This window comes from Kribbella sp. NPDC059898 (assembly GCF_042730855.1).
Taxonomy (GTDB): Bacteria; Actinomycetota; Actinomycetes; order Propionibacteriales; family Kribbellaceae; genus Kribbella.
Genome location: NZ_JBHWKR010000003.1, coordinates 400,316 through 425,143, shown reverse-complemented (window position 1 = coordinate 425,143; position 24,828 = coordinate 400,316). Strand labels below are relative to the sequence as shown.

22 protein-coding genes and 1 pseudogene are annotated in these 24,828 nt (G+C 68.3%); 10 read left to right on the top strand and 13 right to left on the bottom strand.

Going from position 1 to position 24,828, the window contains the following annotated elements; translation table 11 throughout:
* Window positions 1–61: 61 nt before the first annotated feature.
* Window positions 62–769, top strand: coding sequence for a DUF4232 domain-containing protein (locus tag ACFV9C_RS12200; RefSeq protein ID WP_380192978.1), 708 nt, complete (start codon window positions 62–64; stop codon window positions 767–769).
* Window position 770: 1 nt separating this feature from the next.
* Here the strand turns inward: ACFV9C_RS12200 and ACFV9C_RS12195 are convergent, their stop codons facing one another.
* From ACFV9C_RS12195 to ACFV9C_RS12185, 3 genes are all read right to left on the bottom strand, one after another.
* A complete protein-coding gene (locus tag ACFV9C_RS12195; RefSeq protein WP_380192976.1) occupies window positions 771–1,913 on the bottom strand; it encodes an SWIM zinc finger family protein in 1,143 nt (380 codons plus the stop codon).
* Entirely contained in the window at window positions 1,910–4,741 is a 2,832-nt protein-coding gene (locus ACFV9C_RS12190; RefSeq protein WP_380192974.1) for an SNF2-related protein, read from the bottom strand. The genes ACFV9C_RS12195 and ACFV9C_RS12190 overlap by 4 nt, the downstream gene beginning before the upstream one ends.
* A gap of 678 nt (window positions 4,742–5,419) precedes the next feature.
* Window positions 5,420–7,303, bottom strand: coding sequence for an ABC transporter ATP-binding protein (locus tag ACFV9C_RS12185; RefSeq protein ID WP_380193546.1), 1,884 nt, complete (start codon window positions 7,301–7,303; stop codon window positions 5,420–5,422).
* A 167-nt stretch (window positions 7,304–7,470) separates the two neighbouring features.
* Here ACFV9C_RS12185 and ACFV9C_RS12180 point away from each other — a divergent pair, with 167 nt between their 5' ends.
* The 3 genes from ACFV9C_RS12180 to ACFV9C_RS12170 are packed head-to-tail and all read left to right on the top strand — an operon-like array spanning window position 7,471 to window position 11,980.
* Window positions 7,471–8,139, top strand: coding sequence for a TetR family transcriptional regulator (locus ACFV9C_RS12180; protein ID WP_380192972.1), 669 nt, complete (start codon window positions 7,471–7,473; stop codon window positions 8,137–8,139).
* Window positions 8,139–9,872, top strand: coding sequence for an ABC transporter ATP-binding protein (locus ACFV9C_RS12175; RefSeq protein WP_380192970.1), 1,734 nt, complete (start codon window positions 8,139–8,141; stop codon window positions 9,870–9,872). Before ACFV9C_RS12180 ends, ACFV9C_RS12175 begins: the two co-directional genes overlap by 1 nt.
* Window positions 9,869–11,980, top strand: coding sequence for an ABC transporter ATP-binding protein (locus ACFV9C_RS12170; RefSeq protein ID WP_380192968.1), 2,112 nt, complete (start codon window positions 9,869–9,871; stop codon window positions 11,978–11,980). The genes ACFV9C_RS12175 and ACFV9C_RS12170 overlap by 4 nt, the downstream gene beginning before the upstream one ends.
* Before the next feature lie 73 nt (window positions 11,981–12,053).
* Here ACFV9C_RS12170 and ACFV9C_RS12165 read toward each other — a convergent pair whose 3' ends face one another.
* The 3 genes and pseudogenes from ACFV9C_RS12165 to ACFV9C_RS12155 form a co-directional block, all read right to left on the bottom strand.
* Window positions 12,054–12,344 (bottom strand): EthD family reductase, encoded by a 291-nt coding sequence (locus ACFV9C_RS12165; protein ID WP_380193545.1) that lies wholly within the window; start codon window positions 12,342–12,344, stop codon window positions 12,054–12,056.
* A 99-nt stretch (window positions 12,345–12,443) separates the two neighbouring features.
* Window positions 12,444–12,824: pseudogene (locus tag ACFV9C_RS12160) on the bottom strand (nitroreductase/quinone reductase family protein); the annotation flags it as partial.
* 215 nt (window positions 12,825–13,039) lie between these two features.
* Entirely contained in the window at window positions 13,040–13,639 is a 600-nt protein-coding gene (locus ACFV9C_RS12155; protein WP_380192966.1) for a dihydrofolate reductase family protein, read from the bottom strand.
* 146 nt (window positions 13,640–13,785) lie between these two features.
* Between ACFV9C_RS12155 and ACFV9C_RS12150 the strand changes: the two genes are divergently transcribed.
* The 4 genes from ACFV9C_RS12150 to ACFV9C_RS12135 all read left to right on the top strand — a co-directional run bounded on the left by ACFV9C_RS12150 (window position 13,786) and on the right by ACFV9C_RS12135 (window position 17,325).
* The gene (locus ACFV9C_RS12150; protein WP_380192965.1) at window positions 13,786–14,802 is read left to right on the top strand and encodes a sigma-70 family RNA polymerase sigma factor; all 1,017 of its coding nucleotides are present in this window, start codon (window positions 13,786–13,788) and stop codon (window positions 14,800–14,802) included.
* Window positions 14,803–14,887: 85 nt separating this feature from the next.
* Window positions 14,888–15,631, top strand: a complete 744-nt coding sequence (locus ACFV9C_RS12145) for an alpha/beta hydrolase (protein WP_380192963.1) — start codon at window positions 14,888–14,890, stop codon at window positions 15,629–15,631.
* Between the two features lie 92 nt (window positions 15,632–15,723).
* Window positions 15,724–16,746, top strand: coding sequence for a sigma-70 family RNA polymerase sigma factor (locus ACFV9C_RS12140; protein ID WP_380192961.1), 1,023 nt, complete (start codon window positions 15,724–15,726; stop codon window positions 16,744–16,746).
* A gap of 45 nt (window positions 16,747–16,791) precedes the next feature.
* On the top strand, window positions 16,792–17,325 hold the full coding sequence (locus ACFV9C_RS12135; RefSeq protein WP_380192959.1) for a dihydrofolate reductase family protein: 534 nt from the start codon (window positions 16,792–16,794) through the stop codon (window positions 17,323–17,325).
* Here ACFV9C_RS12135 and ACFV9C_RS12130 read toward each other — a convergent pair.
* Together ACFV9C_RS12130 and ACFV9C_RS12125 are read right to left on the bottom strand one after the other, a co-directional pair.
* Window positions 17,307–18,518: a M20 family metallopeptidase gene (locus tag ACFV9C_RS12130; protein WP_380192957.1), complete on the bottom strand. Its 1,212-nt coding sequence runs from the start codon at window positions 18,516–18,518 to the stop codon at window positions 17,307–17,309. The genes ACFV9C_RS12135 and ACFV9C_RS12130 overlap by 19 nt on opposite strands.
* Window positions 18,515–19,435, bottom strand: coding sequence for a 5'-3' exonuclease H3TH domain-containing protein (locus ACFV9C_RS12125; RefSeq protein WP_380193543.1), 921 nt, complete (start codon window positions 19,433–19,435; stop codon window positions 18,515–18,517). Before ACFV9C_RS12125 ends, ACFV9C_RS12130 begins: the two co-directional genes overlap by 4 nt.
* Before the next feature lie 71 nt (window positions 19,436–19,506).
* On the opposite strand from ACFV9C_RS12125, the gene ACFV9C_RS12120 reads away from it, so the two are divergent.
* Both ACFV9C_RS12120 and ACFV9C_RS12115 read left to right on the top strand, forming a co-directional pair.
* Window positions 19,507–19,947, top strand: coding sequence for an Lrp/AsnC family transcriptional regulator (locus ACFV9C_RS12120; RefSeq protein WP_141860629.1), 441 nt, complete (start codon window positions 19,507–19,509; stop codon window positions 19,945–19,947).
* Complete coding sequence (locus ACFV9C_RS12115) at window positions 19,944–20,606, top strand: HAD family hydrolase (protein ID WP_380192954.1); 663 nt, start codon at window positions 19,944–19,946, stop codon at window positions 20,604–20,606. Before ACFV9C_RS12120 ends, ACFV9C_RS12115 begins: the two co-directional genes overlap by 4 nt.
* On the opposite strand, the gene ACFV9C_RS12110 is transcribed toward ACFV9C_RS12115, so the two are convergent.
* From ACFV9C_RS12110 to ACFV9C_RS12090, 5 genes are all read right to left on the bottom strand, one after another.
* The gene (locus tag ACFV9C_RS12110) at window positions 20,595–21,239 is read right to left on the bottom strand and encodes a zinc-binding alcohol dehydrogenase family protein (RefSeq protein WP_380192952.1); all 645 of its coding nucleotides are present in this window, start codon (window positions 21,237–21,239) and stop codon (window positions 20,595–20,597) included. The genes ACFV9C_RS12115 and ACFV9C_RS12110 overlap by 12 nt on opposite strands.
* A 6-nt stretch (window positions 21,240–21,245) precedes the next feature.
* Window positions 21,246–21,431 (bottom strand): alcohol dehydrogenase catalytic domain-containing protein, encoded by a 186-nt coding sequence (locus ACFV9C_RS12105; protein ID WP_380192951.1) that lies wholly within the window; start codon window positions 21,429–21,431, stop codon window positions 21,246–21,248.
* Window positions 21,432–21,557: 126 nt separating this feature from the next.
* Window positions 21,558–22,172, bottom strand: a complete 615-nt coding sequence (locus tag ACFV9C_RS12100) for a hypothetical protein (RefSeq protein ID WP_380192949.1) — start codon at window positions 22,170–22,172, stop codon at window positions 21,558–21,560.
* A 7-nt stretch (window positions 22,173–22,179) separates the two neighbouring features.
* Window positions 22,180–23,160 carry a hypothetical protein gene (locus tag ACFV9C_RS12095; protein WP_380192947.1) on the bottom strand — a complete coding sequence of 327 codons (981 nt, stop codon included), beginning with the start codon at window positions 23,158–23,160 and terminating at the stop codon, window positions 22,180–22,182.
* A 94-nt stretch (window positions 23,161–23,254) separates the two neighbouring features.
* Window positions 23,255–24,721 (bottom strand): KamA family radical SAM protein, encoded by a 1,467-nt coding sequence (locus ACFV9C_RS12090; protein WP_380192945.1) that lies wholly within the window; start codon window positions 24,719–24,721, stop codon window positions 23,255–23,257.
* Between the last annotated feature and the right edge of the window lie 107 nt (window positions 24,722–24,828).

Here is a 24,828-nt window from a genome sequence, read left to right as displayed (position 1 = left end):
ACCAACTTTAGCCGGGTGCGGCGCGTCAGTCATGCGAGTTTGCCGATCGAGGGGAGTTGCAGTGAACGTTGATGCCCGGGGGAACCGCAAAGGCCCGCACAGACTCAGAGCAGCTGTCCTGGGAGCCGGTGTCGCGGCGGTGTTGCTGACGGCTGCCGCCCGCGGCGCGAACGACACGTCGTCGGACGGGGGCAAGCCGTCGGACCAACGAAGCACCACGCCGTCGGCGAGCAGCACCCCGACGTCCAGCACGACTCCGTCGTCCAGCGCAACTACTTCGGCCACCAAGCCTTCGGCCACCAAGTCTTCGGCGACGGAGCCGGTGGACGACTCCGCCGACCTCTGCCAGATGGCCGACCTGTCCTTCAAGGTCACGAACTACGACGGCCCAGGCGAGAACGTCCGCCACCTGATGCTCGTCGCCACCAACAAGGGCGCCAAGAAGTGCGCCGTCCAGAGCTACCCCGTCGTCATGCTCGGCAACGCCCAGCGCCCCGCCCCGGTGATGACCGGCGGCGCGGACGAGGTCGTCACCCTCGCTCCGGGCGAGAAGGCGTACGCCGGCATCCTCGCGACCGGCGGCCACATGGACACCTACCCGGTGAAGTCGATGACCGTCGGCCTCGGCAGCCCCGGCGGCGAGACCGAGCCGGAGAAGCCGGTCAAGGTGACGATGCCGGTCACCTCGTTCGAGGCCGACGACGGCCAGCGCGTGACCGACTGGGCCGGTACCGAGGGCCTCGCGATGCGCCCGGTCACCGAGTCCTGACCTACAAGTCGACGACGAGAGGATCCCTGGACGGCGGCCCGCTCGGCGTCCAGACCTCGTCGATCAGCCGGTACGGATGCCACCGGCCCTCGCGGTCGAGCCGCAGTTGCGTGTCCGGTCCGAGCGTCAGTTGGTTGCCCGACACCAAGACGACCAGGTCGTCGTCGGCCGCCCGCAACTCGGTCCGCGCACGGTTCAGTTCGGCCGCGTCGGGCGTCCAGGTGTGCTCGAGTACGTCGAGCCCGGGCGCCCCGCCGTACCGCCATGCTTGGATGCCGAGGGCAACGTCCTCGCCGGCGTCGAGCTGCGGGAAGTCGGCCGCCAGGCGGACGGTGTCCTGCCACTCGTCCAGCGGCTGCGGTACGGCGGTGTTGTGGAGGAGCGCGTTCAGGATCGAGCGAGCCCGCCGCGCTGCATCCAGTACGAGCAGCTGGAACGTCGCGGGGCCGAACCCGTCCGGCGGCTCGATGCCCGCGACGGCGAGCTGATCGATCGTCACCTTCGCGGGCAGCTCCGGCGGCTCGGGCAGTTCGGCGGTCGGTGTCGTGACGACGTCGGCGATCGCAACGCCGGCTTCGACGGGACGGGTCGACGACGCCTGCAACTCGTCGAGGAGCGCCTCGCGGGTCCGCCCGCGGAGCAGCAGCAGGACGAACGGATCCGCGTCGAGCAACCACGCGACCTGGTAGCAGAGCGCCGCCGCGTGCTGGCAGGGCAGCTCCCACGCGTCGCAAGTACAGCTCGGATCGAGGTCGCCGATGCCGGGCAGCAGCGTGACACCGGCGTCGGACGCCGCCTCGACCAGGCTGTGCGGCATCTCGCCGTCGAGCAGCGCCGCGATGTGCCCGACGCGGGCGGCGATCTGCTCCTGGAGGTGGAGCCAGTCGTCCTCACTCAGCTCGTCGACCTGCACGACGGACTCGTACGTGTCCTCGGGGGAGTACACGGTGGCAGCGATCCGGCCCGGGCTGACCGTGATCGTGCCGACCTGCCCGGAGTTCGCGTACCGACGGCCCCTGCGAAGCTGGTCGTTGTCGAGCGACGTGTCCTCCAGCGCCTGCACCCACGCCTTCGCCCACCAGGAGCGTCCGCGCGTCCTGCGCCGCTGCGCGGAGAACGCCGGGAATCCCTGCGCGGCGGTCATCGCGCACCTCCCCGCAGCTCGACGAGATCGGCCAGCTCGGTGTCGGACAGTTCGGTCAGCGCCGCCTCGCCGCCGGACAGCACCGCCGCCGCCAGCTCGCGCTTGGTCGCGAGCATGCCGGCGATCCGGTCCTCGATGGTGCCTTCGGCAATCAACCGGTGCACCTGCACCGGCCGGGTCTGGCCGATCCGGTACGCGCGGTCGGTGGCCTGGTCCTCGACCGCCGGGTTCCACCAGCGGTCGTAGTGCACGACGTGCTCGGCCCGCGTCAGGTTCAGCCCGGTGCCGGCGGCCTTCAGCGAGAGCAGGAACACCGGTACCTCGCCGGCCTGGAAGCGGTCGACCATCTCCTCGCGCCGCGGGACTGGCGTACCGCCGTGCAGCAGTTGGGAGCTGATCCCGCGCTCCGCCAGGTGCCGCTCGAGCAGCCGGGCCATCGCGACGTACTGCGTGAACACGAGCACCGCGCCGTCCTCGGCGAGGATCGTCTGCAGGAGCTCGTCGAGCAGCTCGAGCTTGCCGGAGCGGCCGGTGAGCCGGGCGTCGTCGGGCTCCTTGAGGTACTGCGCGGGGTGGTTGCAGATCTGCTTCAGCCCGGTCAGGAGCTTCACGATCAGCCCGCGGCGCGCCATCCGGTCACTCGCCCGGACCTCGTCCATCAGCTCGCGGACCGTTGCCTCGTACAACACGACCTGCTCGCGGGTCAGCGACACCGGCTGGTCGGTCTCGGTCTTCGGCGGCAGCTCCGGCGCGATGCCGGGGTCGGACTTCTTCCGGCGCAGCAGGAACGGCCGGACGAGCTTCGCCAGCCGTGCGGCGACCTCCTCGTCCTTGTCCGCCTCGATCGGCGTCGCCCACTGGTTGCGGAACGACCCGAGCCGGCCGAGCAGCCCGGGCGTCGTCCAGTCGAGGATCGCCCACAGCTCGGACAGGTTGTTCTCGACCGGAGTACCGGTGAGTGCGACCCGCGCCTTCGCGGGGACGGTGCGCAGCGCCTTCGCCGTACCGGACGACGGGTTCTTCACGTGCTGCGCCTCGTCGGCGACAACCAGCGCCCACGGATGCCCGGCCAGCCGTACGGCGTCGCGGCGGAGCGTGCCGTACGTCGTGAGCACGAAGCCGTGCTGCGCCTCGTCGAGGGAGCGGGACGTGCCGTGGAAGCGGCGTACCGGCGTACCGGGGGCGAAGCGGTGGATCTCGCGCTCCCAGTTGCCGAGCAGCGACGCCGGGCAAACGACGAGCGTCGGGCCGGCGGTGTCCTCGGACTGCTGGCGGTGCAGGTGCAAGGAGATCAGCGTGATCGTCTTGCCGAGGCCCATGTCGTCGGCGAGGCAGCCGCCGAGGCCGAGCGACGTCATCCGGGAGAGCCAGCGGAGACCGCGGAGCTGGTAGTCGCGCAGCGTCGCGTCGAGACCCGGTGGGGGCTCGATCGGGTCGTCGGCACGGTCCGGGTCGGCGATCCGGGCGCGCAGGTCGTCGAGCCACTTGGCCGGGGTGACCGCGATCTGCTGACCGTCGATCTCGGTGGTGCCGGTGAGTGCGACACCGAGCGCGTCGATCGCCGTGACGGGTTTGAGGATCCGCTCGCGCGCCTTGCGGGCCAGCTCCGGGTCGATGAGCATCCACTGGTCACGGAGCCGGACCACGGGGCGGGTGGACTCGGCGAGCTGGTCGAGCTCGGCCGCCGTCAACGGGTCGTCGCCGAGCGCCACTTGCCAACTGAAGTCGAGCGTACGGTCGCCCTGGAAGATGCCGGGCAGGTCGCTGGGCGGACCGTCGGCCGAGGTGATCGCGGCGCGCGCGGCGAGCGACCGCCCGAGGCTCCGCGGCCAGTGCACGTCCACACCCGCGGCCGCGAGCCGCTGCGCGGATCCGGCGAGCAGGTCGGCGACCTCCTCGTCCGCGAGTTCCATCCGATCCGGTACTGCGGACTCGAGCAACTGCCCGAGGGGCCGCCAGACGCGTGCGGCACGGCGGATCGCCAGCGTCGCGTCGATCCGCGCCCGCGGACCGAACCCCGGTACGTCGGTCGACCAGACGTCGTCCGCGTCACTGACCAGGGTCGGATCCTTGAGGCTGTGGAGCTGTACGACGGCCCCGAACGACTGCTCGGCGCCCATCTCCACCCGCAACGAGATCCGCACGCCGGCGTCCAGCCCGGCGGATACCTCGTCCGCCCACCCTCGCAACCGCTCAGCCTTCTGAGGCGCCACGGCCGCAAACAAACTCGTCCGATGCATCTTCCCGGCAGCAGGCGACCGCGGCATCCCATCAGCCACCGCATCCAAAAACTCCCGCACAAGCTCCTCCGCCACCGGCAACCGCACCCCAGCAGTCGACCCACCCGCCCGCACCCCGCCTCCGTCCGCGGACGTGAGCGCACCGGAAGATGCCGCTGCACCGGCTGCACCGGCTGCACCGGCTGTGGTGGAGGGCGCGGCTGTGCTGGAAGGTGCGGGCGCACTGGGCGTGCCGGAGGAGGTGGGCCTGCCGGGCGTGCCGGCGGGGGTGGGCGTGCCAGGCGTGCCGGAGGCGGTGGGCGTGCCGGGTGGGTCGGCGGGTGCTGGTGCGCCGTCGGTGGTGCTCAGGGGGAGGGCTCGGGCGGTGAGGGGCATGGACTCGGCGAGGTCCAGGACGCGGGTGACGTCCTCCGGGTCCAGCGGGCCGACCCGCCAGGCATCGTGGCCGGCGGGCGAGACACCGGGAAGGAGCTTGCCGCGGGCAACCAGCTGGAGTGCGACCAGCGACGCTGCCCCCCAGAACGCGGCCGACGGATGCGCACCAGCCGCCCGCCGCAACCGCCCAAGCACCGCCACCGCCTCACCCACCGGCACCTCAACCGCCCGAACAGTCCGCAACTCCACCCCACCCGCGGACGGTTCGGTGGGAGTTGCACCGGCGGAGGGTTCGGTGGGAGTTGCACCGGCGGAGGGTTCGGTGGGAGTTGCGCCGGCGGAGGGTTGGGTTGGAGTCGCACCCGTGGAGGGCTCGGTGGGAGTTGCGCTCGGGGATGGCTCGGTTGGACTTTCGGCGGCTGGGGGGTCCGTCGGACTAGGTGCCGGGGAGGGTGCGGCTGGGGTGACGGCGAGGGTGAGGTTTACCTGGGGGCCGAGGTGTAGGGGGAGGGGGGCGCCGGTTGGGTCCCAGAAGGCCAGGCGGCTGGTGCGTGGTGGGTCGGAGGGGCGGAAGACGACTGCGTATCCGGCGAGTTCCTGTCCTGCGCCCAGCACCCCGTGAACCTCCGCGTCGAATCGGAACAACAGACCCCAGGCATCCTCCCTCACCACACAAGGCGGCTTCAGCCAGGCGCCTGGACCCCCGGCAGCTTCCCGTCACCCTCACACGTCCGGCACTCCTCGAGCACCCACGCCGTCGCCGCCGGCCCGGTCGGGCGATTCCCCTGCAGATGAACGATTCCCCGCGCTATCCGGATCCCTCCGCTGCCGTCACAGGTCGGGCAAATGGTGTTGATCGTCCCCGGCTCGTCCACGCCACAGTCTCTCCGGTCAGCCCGCCGATGACAAAGCGTCAGCACCGCGCCCGGACGTGTCGTACTGCGTCCGATACAGCTCCTCGTACCGGCCGCCGGTCGCGAGCAGTTCGGCGTGCCGTCCGCGCTCGACGATCCGCCCGCCCTCGATCACCAGGATCTGGTCGGCCGCACGGATCGTGGACAACCGGTGCGCGATCACCACCGCCGTACGCCCGGCAAGCGCCTCGGTCAGCGCCTCCTGGACGGCGGCCTCGTTCGTCGAGTCGAGCGCCGCCGTCGCCTCGTCGAGGATCACGACCCGAGGCTGCGCGAGCAGCAACCGAGCGATCGTCAACCGCTGCCGCTCACCACCGGACAGCCGGTACCCACGCTCACCGACAACCGTGTCCAGCTGATCCGGCAACGACCTGATCAGCTCGAGCAACCGCGCCCGCTCCAGCGCATCCCACAGGTCTTCCTCGGACGCCTCCGGACGCGCGAGCAGCAGGTTCTCCCGGATCGAGTCGTGGAACAGGTGCCCGTCCTGCGTCACCATCCCGAGCGTCGCCCGCAACGACTCCGCCGATACATCCCGTACGTCGGTCCCGGCCAGCCGCACCGCCCCGGAGTCCACGTCGTACAGCCGGGGGATCAGCTGCGCGATCGTCGACTTGCCCGCGCCCGACGATCCGACCAGCGCGACCATCTCCCCGGGCTCCGCGCGGAACGAGACGTCGTGCAGTACCTCGACGCCGCCGCGGGTGTCCAGCTTCGCGACCTCCTCGAGCGACGCCAGCGAGACCTTGTCGGCGGACGGGTACGCGAAGCTCACCCCGTCGAACTCCACCGCGACCGGCCCCTCCGGCACCTGTCCGGCATCCGGCTTGTCCTTGATCAGCGGCTCCAGGTCCAGCACCTCGAAGACCCGCTCGAAGCTGACCAGCGCCGTCATCACCTCGAGCCGGGCACTCGCGAGCGCGGTCAGCGGCGAGTACAACCGGGTCAGCAGCAACGCCATCGACACCACGGAACCCGCGTTGAGCTGGTTCTTGAGTGCCAGGAACCCGCCCAGCCCGTACACGACCGCGAGCGCGAGCGCCGACACCAGCGTCAGCGCGGTCACGAAGATCCACTGCACCATGGCGGTCCGTACGCCGATGTCGCGCACTCGCCGCGCGCGCACCGCAAACTCCGCCGACTCGCGCGCGGGCCGCCCGAACAGCTTCACCAACGTCGCACCTGGCGCCGAGAACCGCTCGGTCATCTGCGTGCTCATGGTCGCGTTGTAGTCCGCCGCCTCCCGCTGCAGGCCGGCCAGGCGGCGCCCGATCCGGCGCGCCGGCACGACGAAGACGGGCAGGATGACCAACGCGAGCAGCGTGATCTGCCACGACACGGTGAGCATCACCGCGAGTGTGAGCCCGAGCATGACCAGGTTGCTCACCACGCCGGACAGCGTGTCGCTGAACGCGCGTTGCGCCCCGATCACGTCGTTGTTCAGCCGGGAGACCAGCGCGCCGGTCCGGGTCCGGGTGAAGAACGCGATCGGCATCCGCTGGATGTGGTCGAACACGGCCGTCCGGAGATCCAGGATCAGCCCTTCACCGATCTGCGCCGACAACCACCGGGTCAGCAGGCTCAGCCCGGCCTCGGCGATCGCGATCACCGCGATCAGCACCGCGAGACCGAGCACGACGCCGAACGGCTTCGCTCCGACGATCGCGTTCACGACCCTGCCGGCCAGCACCGGCGTGGCGACCGCGAGCACGGCCGCCCCGATGCTCAGCACGAGGAACCAGACCAGTTGCCTCCGGTGCGGACGGGCGAACGCGAGGATCCGCCGCAGGGTGGCGCGGGAGAACGGTCTCTTGTCGTCCTGGGCGTGCATCGCGTGGTACATCGAGTTCCACGCGGTCATTTCCATGCTCACGGCAGTGCTCCGCAGGTTCGGTCGGCTGAGGACGTCGATGATTCCGTACGGCACCGACAAAACCTGACAGTAGGACCTCGACATTACTTGAGGTCAATCCACACGGCGGCAAAATGTAGTTGTGAGTGAGTACTCACTCAGTTACCTTTGATCGTGTGAGCCCACGAGCGACCCCGCTGCCTCCCGAAGAGCGCCGCGCCGCGATCATCGAGGCGACGCTGCCGTTGCTCGAGGAGTTCGGCCCCGAGGTCAGCACCAAGCAGATCGCCGAGGCCGCCGGGGTCGCGGAGGGCACGATCTTCCGCGCATTCGGCAGCAAGGACGCGCTGATCAGCGCGGTGATGGTGGCCGCGATGGACCCCACCGACCTGATCAAGGGCCTGGAGGCGGTCGACCGCTCGCTGCCGTTGCGCGAGCGGACGATCGCCGCGGTCGAGGTCGGGCAGCGGCGGCTGAGCCAGGTGTTCCGGCTGATGCTGTCGATGCGGCTGCGGCAGCCGCCGGACTTCAAGCAGACACCGGTCGACGAGGCCCGCCGCAAGCGGCAGTCCGACCAGGCGAACGCCGCGTTCGCGGACCTGCTGCGACCCGACGCCGACCAACTGCGGCGCCCGCCCGAGGAAGTGGTCCGGCTGATCGGCCTGATCACGTTCTCGGCCACCCACCCAATGATTTCCGGCGGCCACGTGCTGACCGCCGAGGAGATCGTCGACTTCGCGTTCGACGGTGTCCGCAAGCACCACACCGGTCAGCCACCGGCCACCGAGGACCTCGTCGAGTTCGCACTCGGCGGCGCCCGCCGTCACGACTCTGGGGATGATTGATGTTAGTTCGAGTCTTGCGTACGCACCTGCGTCCGTACGCGGGAAACCTGCTCCTGGTGGTGGTCCTGCAGCTTGTCGGGACGATCGCCTCCCTCTACCTGCCGACACTGAACGCCGACATCATCGACAACGGTGTGGCCAAGGGCGACACCGGCTACATCGTCGGTACCGGCGGCTGGATGCTCGGCGTCAGCCTGCTGCAGATCGCTTGCACGATCGTCGCGGTGTACTTCGGCGCGAAGACTGCCGCACTGTTCGGCCGCGACGTCCGGTCGGCGGTGTTCCACCGGGTCGGGGAGTTCTCGGCCCGTGAGGTCAACCAGTTCGGCGCGCCGACGCTGATCTCCCGCAGTACCAACGACGTACAGCAGATCCAGATGCTCGTGGTGATGACCACGACGATGCTGGTCGCGGCGCCGATCACGATGATCGGCGGCATCATCATGGCGGTCCGTCAGGACGCCGGACTGTCCTGGCTGGTCGTGGTGGCGGTGCCGCTGCTGGCCGGCTGCGTCGGGTTCATCGCGAGCCGGATGGTGCCGCAGTTCCGGAAGATGCAGAAGAACATCGACGGCGTGAACCGGGTGCTGCGCGAGCAGATCACCGGCATCCGGGTGGTCCGGGCGTTCGTCCGTGAGCCGCACGAGGTCGAGCGGTTCGGCGAGGCGAACGCGAACCTGACCGACACCGCGATCCGGGCCGGCCGGCTGATGGCGTTGGTGTTCCCGACCGTGATGCTGATCCTGAACGTGTCCAGCGTCGCGGTGCTGTGGTTCGGCGCGTCCCGGATCGAGGACGGCAAGATGCAGGTCGGCGCGCTGACCGCGTTCCTCAGCTACCTGATCCAGATCCTGTTCTCGGTGATGATGGGCGTGTTCGTGATGATCATGGTGCCGCGCGCCGCGGTCTGCGCGGACCGGATCGCCGAGGTGCTGGACACCGAGTCGTCGGTGCGGCCGCCGGTCACGCCGATCAAGAGCTTCACCGGTCGCGGCCAGTTGGTCTTCGAGCGGGCCTCGTTCAAGTACCCCGGCGCCGCGGAGCCGGTGCTGCGCGACATCAGCTTCGTCGCGTCACCGGGTCAGACGACCGCGATCATCGGCAGTACGGGTGCCGGCAAGACCACGCTGCTCTCGCTGGTGCCGCGGTTGTTCGACGCGACCGAGGGGCGGGTGCTCGTCGACGGCATCGACGTACGGGAGATCGAGCCCGAGGCGCTGTGGGAGCGGATCGGGCTGGTGCCGCAACGGCCGTACCTGTTCTCCGGGACGGTCGCCAGCAACCTGCGGTACGGCAACCCGGAGGCCACCGACGAGGAGCTCTGGGAGGCGCTGACGATTGCCCAGGGCAAGGACTTCGTCGAGGCGATGCCGGAGGGGCTGGACTCCCCGATCGCGCAGGGCGGTACGAACGTGTCCGGCGGTCAGCGGCAGCGGCTCGCGATCGCGCGGGCGCTGGTCCGGAAGCCGGAGATCTACCTGTTCGACGACTCGTTCTCGGCGCTCGACCTGGCCACCGACGCCCGGCTGCGGGCGGCGCTCCGGCCGGTCACCCGGGACGCCTGCATGGTGATCGTCGCGCAGCGCGTCTCGACGATCATCGACGCCGACCAGATCGTGGTGATCGAGGACGGCGCGATCGTCGGCAAGGGCACCCATGACGAATTGCTCGACACCTGTCCGACGTACGTCGAGATCGTCGAGTCCCAGCGTTCCGCGGAGGAGGCGGCATGAGCGACAACGAGAAGCCGTCCCCGAACGGCGAGCGTCCGACGGACCGAACGCCTGACGACCAGACCCCGAACGGGCAGGCGCCGGAGGGTGGTGGACCGGCGACGGTGAAGGCGACCGAGCGGCCGACCACGGGCCGCGCGTTCGGTCCGCCCGGAGGTATCCCGGGCGACAAGTCCATGAACTTCCTGCCCTCGGCCAAGCGGCTACTCGGCCGGCTGCGTCCGCACCGGGTGCAGGTCGCGGGCGTCGTACTGCTGGCCGTCTGCAGTGTGGGCCTGTCGGTGCTCGGCCCGAAGATCCTCGGTCGCGCGACCGACATCATCTTCGCCGGTGCGATCGGCAAGCGGCTCCCGCACGACATGACGAAGGCGGAACTGATCGCGCAGTACCGCGCCGCCGGCAACGGCCGGCTCGCGGACCTGCTGCAGGGGATCGACCTGATCCCCGGCGTCGGCATCGACTTCGGTGCCCTGCGCAACGTCCTGCTGCTGGTGCTCGCGCTGTACGTCGGCGCATTCTTCCTGTCCTGGGCGCAGGGCTACATCCTGAACGGCATCGTCCAGCGAACCATCCTCAGCCTGCGGTCCGAGGTCGAGGACAAGCTGAACAGGCTGCCGCTGAGCTACTTCGACGGTGCGCCGCGCGGTGAGCTGCTCAGCCGGGTCACCAACGACATCGACAACATCTCGACCAGCCTGCAACAGACGCTCAGCCAGCTCCTCACCTCGCTGCTGACGGTGATCGGCGTGATCACGATGATGTTCGTGATCTCCCCGGTGCTGGCGCTGATCGCGCTGGTCACGATCCCGGTCTCGATGGTGCTGACCGCGGTGATCGCGAAGCGGTCGCAGGTCCGGTTCGTCGCCCAGTGGCGGCACACCGGCGCGCTGAACGGCCAGATCGAGGAGGCGTTCACCGGGCACGAGCTGGTGAAGGTGTTCGGCCGGCAGAAGGAGATCCAGGCGAACTTCGACGCGAAGAACGACGAGCTGTTCAAGGCGGCGTTCGGCGCGCAGTTCATCTCCGGGCTGATCATGCCGCTGATGATGTTCATCGGGAACGTGAACTACGTGGTGATCGCGGTGATCGGCGGTCTGCGGGTGGCGTCCGGGACGATGTCGCTGGGCGACGTCCAGGCGTTCATCCAGTACTCCCGGCAGTTCACCCAGCCGCTCACCCAGGTGGCCTCGATGGCGAACCTGCTGCAGTCGGGTGTGGCGTCGGCCGAGCGCGTCTTCGAAGTACTGGACGCCGAGGAGCAGGTGCCGGAGGACGCGACCCCGGAGCAGGTCACCGACGCCCGCGGGCGGGTCGAGTTCGAGCACGTGTCGTTCTCGTACACCCCGGAGAAGCCGCTGATCACCGACCTGAGCCTGGTTGCCGAACCGGGCCAGACGGTCGCGATCGTCGGCCCGACCGGCGCCGGCAAGACCACGCTGGTCAACCTGATCATGCGGTTCTACGAGCTGAACGGCGGCCGGATCACGCTCGACGGTGTCGACATCACCGAACTCACCCGGCACGACCTCCGGTCGCGGATCGGGATGGTGCTGCAGGACACCTGGCTGTTCGGCGGCACGATCCGGGACAACCTGCTGTACGGCAACCTGGACGCCACCGAGGAGGACATGCTCGCGGCGGCGAAGGCGACGTACGTCGACCGCTTCGTGCACAGCCTGCCCGACGGCTACGACACGGTCATCGACGAGGAAGGCAGCAACGTCAGCGCCGGTGAGAAGCAGCTCCTCACCATCGCCCGCGCGTTCCTCGCCGACCCCCAGTTGCTGATCCTCGACGAGGCCACCAGCTCGGTCGACACCCGCACGGAGGTCCTGGTCCAACGGGCCATGGCCGCCCTGCGCTCCGACCGCACCAGCTTCGTCATCGCCCACCGCCTCTCCACCATCCGGGACGCGGACCTGATCCTGGTGATGGAGGACGGCGCAATCGTCGAACAGGGCAACCACACCGAACTCCTCGCCCTGGACGGCGCCTACGCCCGCCTCTACAACGCCCAGTTCAGCGGCGCGGTAGTAGACATCGACGAGGAAGCCGCCGCCCTGGCCGCCCCAGCTGCCGCCCCAGCAGGCCGCCGGATGGCCCGCTGACCTCAGCAGGACGGGGACGCCGACCCGGCGTCCCCATCCTGCTCCCTGTGGACAACGTCCGCAGGCATGACTGCTATTTGTCGTCGAGTTGCAGGATCATGCTGCGGATGGTGGCGTAGCGGACCAGGTTGTTGGTGGCGTCTTCGGCGGTCTGCTTGCCGGCGTCGGATCCGAATGCCGCGCCGAGGGCGTCGAGGTCGTCCCAGTCGAGCATGGCGACGAGGTAGTAGGGTTCGCCGATCACCTGTGTCGGGTTGTGGCTGGTGGTGTATCGCCGCAACCCGGGAAGTTGTTTGGCCAGGGGGATATGGACCTCGCGGTAGTGGCGTTCGAATGCCTCGATGTCGGAGGGCGTCTCGTACATCACCAGGAATCGCGCGATCTGTTCGGTTGCCTGGTGGGCTTCTACCGTCGTGCTCACGTGGTCGTCTCCTCTGGTCTTGATGCGGCGCAGCACGATCATCGGAATCTGTCGGGTGGTGACCTGCTGGTACTGCGATGCTGCCGGGTTCAGTTGGGCCATCAGCTCGAACAGCCGGTCCCGGTCGTGTCCTTCGGTCGTGATTGCTCGGACCTGGAGCGATTCCGGTCCTATTCGGACTGTGGTGGTCCCTGCCGCCGTCAGATTGTGGTATCAGGCCGGATTGACTGAGGAACCGGACTTGGATGCCATCACGACGTAGTCCTCGCCGTCGCGTAGGTAGGTCAGCGGCGTTGTCCGGACGCGGCCTGTCCTCGCGCCGACGGTGGTGAGCAGCAGCACCGGTACGTGCTCGAACAGTCCTGTCAGCCGGCCGTTGTTGGCCAGGTACTGCGCGATCAGCAGTCGGTTGAACTCCTCCATGGCTGTGGGGTCGGTTCGCGCGAGGTGCGGTGAAATATCAGGAAGTGCGTCGCTGGACATGGTGGTTGCTCCTGCCGTCGTCGGGATCCAACACTGTCCTGACGTCCGGCGGCCGCGCCGATCGACATCTTGGCGACACGGATGTTCGTGAACTTGTGTCACACGGCGAGCTAGGTCGACGGCGACCAACGCGGCGTGGTCGCCGTCGACAGTTGTCAGCGTTGGACGAATTCGTAGGCGTAGTACAGCAAGTCGTCACCCAGCTTTCGGGTGTCGATCAGGCGCAGGGGCTTGTGGTCGCTGGTCTCGTCGAACAGACGTAGGCCGGTTCCCACCACGACCGGGAAAACTACCAGCCGAAGTTCGTCGAGCAGGTTGTGTGCGATCAGCGTGCGCGAGAGCTGATAGCTGGCGTAGATCAGGATTTCCCCGTCCACTGTCCGCTTCAGCTCGGTAACCTCCTTCACCGCGTCGCCGCTCAGGACCGCGACGTTGCTCCACCGCGGATCGTCGAGGGTCGAGGACACGACGTACTTGGGCATGCTTCGCACCCTGTTCGCCCACTCGGGGCTCACGCGGCCCTCCGCCAAGTTGCGCTCAGTCATCCGGTCCGCGAACCATTCATTGGTTCGCCCGCCCAGCAGCAGCAGCTCGGCATCGAGGGCTTCCTGCGTCTCGCGGGCGGTCCATGCCTGGAGGTCTCCGGCGCCGACGAACTGGTGGAACCAGCCGCCCCGCTCGAAGCCCTCCGCGCCGTCCGGGTCTTGGACGACTCCGTCGAGTGTCACATTCGAGGTGAGGATGATCTTTCCCATTTCCGTGCTCCCTTTGACACTGTTGTCGGTTGTCACGGGTATGGACGCCGCGGCGCCGGAAAGGGGGCGCTGTCCGACCGCCCCGTTCGCGCCCCGGCCGGCGTCCATACAGCATGGAACCGGAGACGAGGAACGAGGAGGCGCCAGTGGAGTTGACGAGAGCGGACCTGATGTCGAGGGCGCAGGCGGGCGACGCCGAAGCATTCCGGGCGCTGACCGAGCCACACCGTCGCGAGCTGCAGGTGCACTGCTACCGGATGCTGGGATCGTTTCAGGATGCCGAGGACGCTCTCCAGGACACGCTGTTCGCCGCGTGGCGAGGTCTGCGGCAATTCGAAGGGCGTGCCTCGGTACGCACCTGGCTCTATCGCATCGCCACCAACCGATGCCTGGACGCGGTGCGCGCTGCTCGCCGACGTCCGGCAAAGCAGTGGGACTACCCGGGAATCGAACCACCGGAACCTACCGGCCTTGGCGAAGTCCACTGGCTCGAGCCCTATCCCGACGCGCTACTGGACGGGGCGATCAGTGTGCCGCTCGGTCCGGAGGCTCGCTACGAGCAAACCGAGTCAATTTCGCTGGCCTTTGTCACCGCCCTGCAAACTTTGCCACCTCGCCAGCTCGCGGTCCTCGTCCTGCGTGACGTCCTCGGATTCCACGCGGACGAAGTAGCCGACATGCTGAACACAACCATAGAGTCGGTCAAAAGCGCTCTCAAACGTGCCCGTGCCCGAATGCAGGGCCGCCTGACCGCGGCTTCTGACCGAGAGCGGCCGCCGGCGACCGACTCACCTGGCGAGAATGCGATTGTGGCGAAGTTCGTCTCCGCCTACGAATCAGCCGACATCGACGCGTTGGTTGATCTGCTGACCGACGACGCCTTCATGTCGATGCCGCCGACGCCTCTGGAATATCACGGCCGGAACGCCGTGGCCCGCTTCTGCGCATTCGTTTTCGGCACCGGGCAAACGTTCGGACTGTTGCCGACGCGAGCCAACGGTCAGCCGGCATTCGGGGTCTACCGACACACCCCGACCGGCAGTCACGGAGCCGGCCTCTTCGTCCTCACCCTCAGCGGCGACCGAATCAGCGCCATGACTCGCTTCGAAGCCACCGTCCTCCCCGCATTCGACCTGCCGCAATCCCTCCCGAGCGCGCAGTAGGCGCCGGCCGCCCAGTTTCGGCGTCGCGCGGGGTCTGTCTGGGTGACGAGTCCGCGTCGCCGTCACCAACCGACAGGAGCAACGTATGGCCCCCGCATCTCTGACGTTCGTGCTGGTCCATGGAGCATTCCAGACCGGCGCGATCTGGGAGCAAACCGCAGGCGAGTTGCGCCGCCACGGACACACCGTGCACACCCCGACCCTGGCAGGGCACCGTCCAGGGGACCCGATGACGCTGGCATATGCCGACGCCGTCGCCTCCCTGACCGCGCACCTGGACGACCACGACCTGTCCGACGTTGTGTTGGTCGGCCATTCGATCGGAGGCGCCTACATCGCTGCGGCGGCGGTGCAGGCGCTGCCGCGGGTCAAGCGACTGGTCTTCTTGAGCGCGTTCGTCCCCGCCCCGGGCCATACGCTGGCTGACGAGTTCCCACCGGAAGATGCGGCCTTCTTCGACATGACCGATCCGGCCCAGGGTTTCCTCCTGCCGTTCCCGGTGATCCGGGAACGTGCCTGCAATGATATGGATTCCGCTGCCGCGACCGCGATCTACGCCCAGATGTCGCCCATTCCGGTCCGGTATTTTACCGACAAACTCGAACTCGAAGCGTTTCACGAGCTGATTGCGTCCGGAGGACTGCACGCCAGTTACGTGTATCCGATCAGCGACTTCGCGCTGCCGCCGGGCGAATACGCCTCCTTTCCGCGGTTCGCCCAGCGATTGGGCCCACTGGCCCGGATCCTGCAGATTCCGGGTTCTCACTACGTGATGTTCAGCCGGCCCGCGGAGCTCGCCGATACCCTCGTCGCGGCCGGCCGCGACTGAGGCCCGACGTCCGGACCGAATCCTTCGCCGACCGCTGCGCCGCACCGGGCGGCCGGCCGACTCGAAACGAGGACCATGCGGTGCCATCAGAGTTGATCGCCAAGTGCCGGGCCGGTGACGCCGAGGCGTTCCGTGAGCTCGTCGAGCCCTTCCGCCGGGAACTGCTGGTGCATTGCTACCGGTTTCTCGGGTCGCTGCACGACGCCGAAGACGCCCTGCAGGAGACCTTGCTGGATGCGTGGAACGGGCTCGGGGCGTTCGAGGCCCGGTCCTCGGTGCGGACTTGGCTCTACCGCGTCGCGACGAACCGTTGCCTCAAATCATTGAGGTCTGCCGGCAGGAGGCCCCGAATGGCGATTCCCGGTGAGGGCTCGGCCAGGTTCGATCTGCCCGAGCCGTCCGCCCACGGCGAAGTGGTGTGGCTCGAGCCGTATCCCGACGTCCTGCTCGAAGGCCCCGGCGACCCCGCTCCCGGCCCCGAAGCACGCTACGAGTCCAAACAAGCGATATCCCTCGCATTCGTCACCGCCGTCCAGTACCTGCCGCCACGTCAACGGGCCGTACTGATCCTGCGCGACGTGCTCGGATACCGCGCCGCCGAGGTCGCCGAATTCCTCGGCACCACCGCGGAGTCAGTGACCAGTGCACTCAAACGCGCCCGCGCCGGCATGCAGCAGCGGGCACCCGGGCTCGGCGTACGGCAACCACCGCCGCCGCCCGACTCACCAGCCGAGCGGCAGCTCATCGACCGGCTCACCCGGGCCTTCGAATCGTGCGACGTCGACGGTGTCGTCGCATTACTCGCCGACGACGTGCGCCTGACAATGCCACCACTTCCACTGGAATACCTCGGCCGCGAGGCGGTCACCCGCTTCCAGGCCGCCGTCTTCGCCCACGCCCCCAGCTACCGCCTGGTCGCGACGCGAGCAAATGGCCAACCCGCGTTCGGCGTCTATCTTCTGGACTCCCGTACGTCCCGCTGGCACGCCACGGGTCTGATGGTCGTCACTCTCGCCGCCGAACGCATCACCGCCTTGACGCGGTTCGACAACAGCGTTCTGGCCCGATTCGGCCTGCCCCGCACACTCCCTGGACAAGCATCCGAAGTGCATTGAACCGTTCACACGAGATCGAAGGAGTCGACCAGCGAGATGCGGAAAGTGATCGAGTACGTCCTGGTTTCGGCGGACGGCGTCTATGAGGACCCGGTGGGTATGGGGGTCGGCGAATACCAGGACGAGGCATACCTGCGTGACGGCTTGGGCTTACTGACTGCCTGCGACGCGATTCTGTTCGGCCGCCATACCTATGAGGCGTTCGCCAAGCTCTACGGCAGCGGGACCCACAAGCCGATGTGGGCCGAACGGCTCAACACAATCCCGAAGTACGTCTTCAGCTCCACGCTGGAAAAGGCCGATTGGGGCAATCCGACCATCGTTCGAGGCGATGTCGTCGCCGAGGTGACCAGGCTGAAGCAGCAGATCGGAGGGAACCTGCTGATCCTTGGCCATGGCCTGCTCGGGGAGACGCTGCTACGAGAGCGGCTGATAGACGTGATCGACATGACCATCTACCCACTGCTGCTGGGATGCGGCAAGCAGTATTTCCAAGAAGGTCAAGACGCCAAGCTGAAGCTCACAGCCGTGAAAACCTTCTCTCAAGTCGTCAAACTGACCTACGAGACACCGAACTGAGACCCCCGATTCAGCCGGCGTACGGCGAGCTCGGCGAGCAGGGCCGCGCCGTCGGGGAGGACCGAGTCGTCGAAGTTCGCCAAGGGGGAGTGGTTGTCGGCGGCCGCGTCCGGGTCGTCGGAGGCGCAGGCGCTGAGGTTCAGGTACACGCCGGGCACCTCGTTCAGCACGTACGACATGTCCTCCGCGCCGCACCGCGGGTTCGGCCGTTCGCGGAAGCGGCCGGCGCCGAACAGGTCCTCGATCACCGCACGGGCGAACTCGTACTCGGCCTCGTCGTTCACCGTGACCGGATACCCGACCTGGTACTCGGCCTCGACCTGCAGACCGTGCGCCGCCGCGAGGCTCTCGACCAGCTGGATCGACGACTTCTGCACCTTCGCCCGGGACACCTCCGAGAACGTCCGTACGGTCGCGTCGATGAACGCGTCGTCCGGGATGATGTTCTCCTTGGTCCCGCCCGCGATCCGCCCGACCGTCAGCACCACCGGGTCGAACACGTCGAACTGCCGGGTGATCATCGTCTGCAGCGCGGTCACGATCTCGCACAGCACCGGGATCGGGTCCTTGCCGCGGAACGGCGTCGACCCGTGCGTACCCTCGCCGATCACCCGCACGTGCAGCTGGTCCGCCGCGGCCATGAACGACCCCGGCTTGCTGCTCCACATCCCGAGCGGCTGCGACGACGCGCCGACATGCAGCCCGTACGCCGCGTCCGCCCGCCGCCCGGCCGCGTCGAGTACACCCTCGCGGATCATGATCGGTGCCCCGCCGGACGTCTCCTCGCCCGGCTGGAACATGAACACCACGTCACCGGGCAACTCGTCCTTGAGCGCGCACAGCACCTTCGCCGCGCCGACGAGCCCCGCGACGTGCAGATCGTGGCCGCAGGCATGCATCATCCCGTCGTGCCGCGACTTGAACGGTACGTCGACCCGCTCGGTCACCGGCAGCGCGTCCATGTCACCGCGCAGCAGTACGACGGGACCCGGTCCACGACCGCCCCGCAGTACCGCGGTCACCGAGGACAGCGCCTTGCCGAGCGTGATCTCCAGCGGCAGACCGTCGAGCGCGTCGAGGATCAGCTGCTGCGACTTCGGCAGGTCGAGGTCGAACTCCGGCACCTGATGCAGCTCGCGCCGCAGCGCCACGATTTCCTCGCGGAACTGCTCCGCCAGCTCACGGGTGTTCATGCTTTGGGTCCCAGGTCCAGGGCCGACATAACGCGCTGCGCGCTGCCGCCGAGCTCGAGCAGTTCGACGAGGTCCAGCCAGCGTTCCGGGTCCCTGATCTCGCGCGGCAGCGTCGCGTCGTACGTCCCGACCGGCGCGTCCTTCGCGACCGCGACCACCTTCGGGGCGACGTCGAGATAGTCGCTCGCGGCCACGATCTTCTTCTTCACCCCGGGCGCCATCGGCGTACTCGGGTCAGCCGCGGCGGCGCGGATCGCGTCCAGGTCGCCGTACGCCGTGACCAGCGCGGCGGCGGTCTTCTCGCCGACACCCTTCACGCCGGGCAGCCCGTCGGACGCGTCACCGCGCAGCGTGGCGAAGTCGGCGTACCGCTGGGCCGGGACCTCGTACTTCGCGAGCAGCGCCTTCTCGTCGTACACGTCGGCGCGCCCGACGCCGCGGGCCGCCGTGTAGACGACCCGGATGCCGCGGCTGTCGTCGATCAGCTGGAACAGGTCGCGGTCGCCGGTGACGACGTCGACCGGCATCGTCGCCTGGTGCGAGAGCGTGCCGATCACGTCGTCGGCCTCGTGGTCCGGGGCGCCGACGACCGCGATCCCGATCGCCTCCAGGCAGGCCCGGATGTACGGCACCTGCACCTCCAGGCGGTCCGGTACGTCCTCGACCTGCTCGCCCTTCGGCGACACGAACTCGACCCGCTGCGCCTTGTACGACGGGATCAGCGCGACCCGCCAGGACGGGCGCCAGTTGTCGTCCCAGCAGGCAACCAGATGGGTCGGCCGGTGGTTCTCGGCGAGCCGGGCGATGAAGTCGAGCAGCCCGCGGACCGCGTTCGTCGGCGTACCGTCGGCGGCCTTCATCGTGTCCGGTACGCCGAAGAACGCCCGGAAGTAGAGGGACGCCGTGTCGAGCAGCATCAGCCGCTGTCCTGTCTCAGCCATGGGGAGATGCTTTCACAGGCGGCGTCCGGGGCAGTAGGGTCTTCGGGATGGAGGACCTGGACCGCAAGATCGTCGGGCTGCTCGCGACCGACGGCAGGATGAGCTTCACCGACCTGGGCAAGGCGACCGGCCTGTCCACGTCGGCCGTACACCAGCGGGTGAAGCGCCTCGAGCAGCGCGGCATCATCCAGGGGTACGCCGCCACCGTCGACCACACCGCGCTGGACCTGCCGCTGACCGCGCTGATCTCGATCCGCCCGATCGACCCGTCCCAGCCGGACGACTCCCCGGAGCGGCTCCGCGAGGTCCGCGAGATCGAGTCCTGCTACTCGGTGGCCGGCGACTCCAGCTACGTCCTGGTCGTCCGGGTCGCCTCACCGGCCGCGCTGGAGAACCTGCTCGCGGTGATCCGCGCCCGCGCGAACGTCTCCACCACCACGACGATCGTCCTCAGCACGCCGTACGAGCGCCGCCCACCGGCCCTGTGAAGGTCCTGCTGACGGACCTGTTCAGCACGCTCATCCCCGGCGGCGACGCGTCCCGCGACAAGGTCAACGCCCAGATGGGCACGATCCTCGGCGTCGACCCGACGGCCTTCCAGCAGGCTTTCGACGCCTCGTCCCACGACCGCTTCATCGGCGCGTACGGCGACCTGCCCGCAACCCTCCGCGTGATCGCCGACCGCTGCGGCGGCACCCCGACCGAGGCCCAGGTGACGGAGGCCACTGCACTCCGCCGATCCCTCGCCCGCCGCCTCCTCGCCGCCGCACCCGCGGCGACCTTGACCACGCTCGCCACCTTCAAGTCAGCCGGCTGGCGCATCGGCCTCGTCAGCAACATCACCGCCGAGACCCAGCTCCAATGGCCCGCCTCGCCACTGGCGAAGTACTACGACACCACCGCCTTCTCCGCCGAGGTCGGCGCCGCCAAACCGTCACCAGCGATCTACCTGGCCGCCTGCACGGCCCTCGACGCATCCCCGGACGACTGCCTCTACCTCGGCGACGGCAACGACAACGAACTCCCCGGCGCGGCCGCCCTCGGCATGCACGCCATACGAACCACCGAACACGCCGACAACGCCCCAGACTGGCCCGGCCAGTCGGTGACCTCCTTCGCCGCCCTTCGGGACTGGTTAGGGGACTAGCGCGACCTTTCCGAGGTTCGCGCGATCCGCGAGGAGCTGGTATGCCTTGGGTGCTTCTTCGAGCGATAGTTCGGCCGCTATCGCCGGGCGGAGCTGTCCGGCGGCGAGAAGTTCCCAGAGGCGGGCGGTCCAGGTACGGATCAGGTCGGGCCGGTTGCGGACGATCTGACCCATCGACAGGCCGGTGACCGTACGCGGGCCGGTCAGTAGGTCGTGCGAGGCCAGCTGCGCGGGCGCCGCGCTCAAGGTGACCAACCTGCCGAACGGCTTCACGCACTTCACCGCCCGCTCGAGCACCTCCCCGCCGACTCCTTCGACGACCACGTCCACCTCGACCGGCCAGTCGGGCTGGCTGCTGAGCACAACCTGATAGGCACCTTGCCCGTGGACGAACTCGGCCTTCGCCGGATCGCTCACCGTCCCGATCACATGTCCCGCACCGAGCGCCTTCGCAAGCTGTACGGCGAGACGCCCGACCCCACCGGCCGCGGCCGTGACAAGCACGGACTCGCCAGGCCGCAACCGAGCGAGCTCCAGTGCCGCGAGCGCGACCCGCCCGCTCCTCACCAGCGCCATCGCGACCACGGGAGACACCCCGTCCGGTACGACGTCGAGCATCACTGCGGGCGCCACGCTGTACTACGCAATCGCACCGCTCATCGCCAACCCGACCACCCGCTGCCCGACCACCAACCCGTCGACACCGGTGCCTACTGCAACCACCCGCCCCGCGGACTCCCCACCCGGCCGCTGCGGCAACTCGAGGTCCCGCAGGTGATACAGCCCGGGCAAGGTAACCCCGACCGCCTCCACCTGCACAAGCACCTCACCCGCCCCCGCCCCCGCCCCCGGGCACCGGCACCGGCACCGGCACCTCGACCCCGCTCGACCTGCAACACCTCGGGGCCACCATGCTCGCCGTACCAAACCCTGCGCATCACCTCGCCAAGGCTAGGGCGCCGCAGGGCGAAGCCGGCCCCGGACCAAGATGATCCCTAGGGCAAGGAGGACGATTCCTGCCCCGAGAACACCAAGGGTGCTGACGAACGCCCGCGGGATCTCGATGCCGAGGTTCACCTGGACGTCCGGCGCGGACTTGCCGTCGGCGTTCATGACCACGACATCGTACGGGCCGTCCTCGATCGGCCAGGCGATCTGCTGGGTACCGGCGCCGTCCGCCTTGGCGACCCACCAGTCGAGGGTGGCCGGAGCGGTGAGCGGTCCCGCCGTACCCTTCTCGTCCTCGGTCGACAGAGCGATCGGGTACTGCACCTGGACGAGCTTGGTGTGCCCGACGTCCTTGAGATAGCTGCTGACGTCGAAGTCCCGCGCGACTCCCACGAATACCGGCTGGTTCTTCGACGACCGTACGTCGACGTGCAGCACCGGCCCGTGCCGGTTGAGGAGTTCCGGCGTACTGGCGACCGCGAGCCCCTTGCTGCTCAACTGCTGCTCACCCGAGTACACCGTGTTGTCCGGCCCGACCACCCAGAACGCAACTACTCCGCCGACCACCGCGACCACAAGACCGATCAAGGCCAACAACCCGCCGGCAATCCTGCGCATGACCACGTCAGTACCCGCCTGCGTCGATGAGCTGGGAGTCGAGGGAAAGGACTCGCACCTTCCCAGTGCCCTTCGGCGGGATGGCGAGAACGACGTCGTGCAGGGTGACGTTCGTCAGGGCGTTCTCGTAGTAGTCGGTCGCGGGGCTGAACGCGTTGAGCTCGGGGTCGGTCCACGCGACCTTGTAGTCCGAGCCGATCTCGACCTTGTACTCATCGTTGAGTGTCGCGAACACGAGCGCGTCACCGGAAGTCGTCGCGAAGCTCACCGGCGGATCGGTGACGCTCAAGGTGTTGCTCACGCTGCGGTACTGCTTCGGCTGCTTGACCGCCATCGACTTGCCTTCGGCCAACTCGGTGAGAAGCCGGCTGACCGGCTCCGAAGGCGCGAACCTCCCGGCGTACGGCGACTTCGCGCCGACGGTGAGGTAGCTCGCCAGCTCGTTCGCGACGGTGCCGGGACCGGCGGCCCACCTCGTCGCATCGGTCGAGCTGATCTCGTGCATCTGTGCCAGATCCGGAATCTTGGCGGCCTTCGGGACCCAAGTGGTGAACGTGTGTAGCCAGGGCGCTCCGGCGCGGTCACGTTGCCAGACCCCGAGCTGCACGTAGTCCTTGGTCGTCGACACGGAGGCCTTGGTGACGAAACGCATGGGATAGCTGCCGTACGAGGGTGTGCCGGTGGACGCGATCGTAAAGAAGAACGGTGTGTACGGCTTCTTGTTCGTCTTGTCGGTGGCGCGGTCGACGGTGAAGCCGGCCTGGCTCTCCCGGAGCAGGTTGCCGCCCTCGACGGTGGCGATGAGTGCGTCGTCCCGCGTCCGGTTGGCAGCGTTGTTGACGTCGTTGTAGTGCTTGATGAGCGCATGTGCGCTCTCATCGGTGATCGCGGGCCGAGTCAGCGACCGCACCTTGTCGGGCTGTGGGATCGCAGAGCAGCCGGCCAGGACAACGACGAGAGCGCTCAGGCTCCAGCGGACCAACCGCAACTGTGCTCCCCAGGTCGATGGCGAGCCTGCAGCCTAGCGGTTGCCTTGTGCATCTATTGGGTTACTGGGTGCGGATTGCAGGTTGTTGCAGAACTTAGCTGAGGTCGAGGAGTTTCTGGGACTCGGCGGCGGCGCGGGAGGCGGCGGCGCGTTGTTCGGCTTCGGCGAGGTGGTTGCCGGCGTGTTCGCGCCACCAGTTCTGGCCCTCGGTCGGGAGGGTGTCGATCGGGTCGTAGTACTCGTAGGTGCGGTTCAGGGCTTCCGGGTCCTGTTGCTCGATGCCGGTGCGGTAGTTCTTCTTCCAGTACGAGATGCCGCGGACCTCGTCGTACTCGGACAGCTGGTGGACCCAGCGCTTGCCGACGTACGGGACGTCGCAGACGATGCGCGGGGTGGCGAAGCCGGGGAGGTAGCCGAGGATGCCGTGCTGGAGGTGCTGGGCGTCGCGGACCGAGACCCGCCAGTGTTCGGAGAACGGGATCATGTCGCACATGTAGAAGTAGTACGGCGTGACGTTCGCGCCGTCGAGCAACGCGAAGCAGAGGTCGAGGAGCTGCGGGATCGAGTCGTTGACGCCGCGCATCAGGACGCCCTGGTTGCGGACGTCGCGGAGGCCTGCGTCGAGCATCGCCTTGGAGGCCTCGGCGACCAGGGGTGTCACCGACTGGGCGGCGTTCACGTGCGTGTGCATCGCGAGCATCACGCCGCGGTCCCGCGCGATCGACGCGACCCGCTCGACACCGGACAGGACGTCGGACGAGAGCCAGTGCTGCGGCATCCCCATCAGTGCCTTGGTGGCCATCCGGATGTCGCGGATGTTCTCGATCTCGAGCAGGCTCATCAGGAACGCCTCGAGCCGCGGCCACGGCATGTTCGCGACGTCACCGCCGGAGACGACGACGTCCCGGACGCCCGGCGTACGGCGCAGGTAGTCGAGCATGTTGTCGAGCCGGGTCTGCGGCTTCGCGACGAACTTGAGCTTGTCGATGACCGGGGTCGAGTTGCCGACCAGGTCCATCCGGGTGCAGTGACCGCAGTACTGCGGGCACGTCGGCAGGATCTCCGCGAGGACCTTCGTCGGGTAGCGGTGGGTCAACCCCTCCGTGGCCCACATCTCGTGCTCGTGCAACGAGTCCCGGGTCGCGTGCGGATGCGACGGCCAGTCGGTACGGCGGTCACTGAACACCGGCAGCATGTACCGCCGGACCGGGTCGGCGTAGAACGCCTCCGTGTAGTCGTCGGCACCGGAAGGGACGATCGTGTTCAGCATCTGCGGCGGCAGCAGCATCGACATCGTGGCGCGCTCTGCCTGGTCGTGGGTGAGGTCCTCGTAGAACCGCTCCTCGAGCAGGCCGCCCATCACGTCACGCAACTGCTTCACGTTCTTCACGCAGTGCGACCGCTGCCACTGCACCGAGCGCCACTCCTCGGCGGTGACGTCCTTCCAGCCGGGCAGCCGGGTCCAGTCGGGTTCGACCAGCTCGGCCCGCCGGTACACGTACGGCTGGCCGTCGCCAGGCTCTTCCGAACGAGCCAGCTCCGGGATGATCAGGTCGGTCACGGGGGCCTCCGTGGCGTCAGTGGATGATGCTGTCGGATGTGAGGATAGCGATAGAACTTCCCTCAGATCCAACAGTACGCCGCAAGAATTCTCGTCACGGCCTACTT

What these genes read in the sequence shown, in the direction of transcription:
- ACFV9C_RS12195 (WP_380192976.1), bottom strand. Translation starts at nt 1,913, where the DNA reads ATGACCGCCGCGCAGGGATTCCCGGCGTTCTCCGCGCAGCGGCGCAGG.
- ACFV9C_RS12185 (WP_380193546.1), bottom strand. Translation starts at nt 7,303, where the DNA reads ATGACCGCGTGGAACTCGATGTACCACGCGATGCACGCCCAGGACGAC.
- ACFV9C_RS12175 (WP_380192970.1), top strand. Translation starts at nt 8,139, where the DNA reads ATGTTAGTTCGAGTCTTGCGTACGCACCTGCGTCCGTACGCGGGAAAC.
- ACFV9C_RS12170 (WP_380192968.1), top strand. Translation starts at nt 9,869, where the DNA reads ATGAGCGACAACGAGAAGCCGTCCCCGAACGGCGAGCGTCCGACGGAC.
- ACFV9C_RS12165 (WP_380193545.1), bottom strand. Translation starts at nt 12,344, where the DNA reads ATGTACGAGACGCCCTCCGACATCGAGGCATTCGAACGCCACTACCGC.
- ACFV9C_RS12155 (WP_380192966.1), bottom strand. Translation starts at nt 13,639, where the DNA reads ATGGGAAAGATCATCCTCACCTCGAATGTGACACTCGACGGAGTCGTC.
- ACFV9C_RS12145 (WP_380192963.1), top strand. Translation starts at nt 14,888, where the DNA reads ATGGCCCCCGCATCTCTGACGTTCGTGCTGGTCCATGGAGCATTCCAG.
- ACFV9C_RS12130 (WP_380192957.1), bottom strand. Translation starts at nt 18,518, where the DNA reads ATGAACACCCGTGAGCTGGCGGAGCAGTTCCGCGAGGAAATCGTGGCG.
- ACFV9C_RS12125 (WP_380193543.1), bottom strand. Translation starts at nt 19,435, where the DNA reads ATGCTGCTCGACACGGCGTCCCTCTACTTCCGGGCGTTCTTCGGCGTA.
- ACFV9C_RS12120 (WP_141860629.1), top strand. Translation starts at nt 19,507, where the DNA reads ATGGAGGACCTGGACCGCAAGATCGTCGGGCTGCTCGCGACCGACGGC.
- ACFV9C_RS12100 (WP_380192949.1), bottom strand. Translation starts at nt 22,172, where the DNA reads ATGCGCAGGATTGCCGGCGGGTTGTTGGCCTTGATCGGTCTTGTGGTC.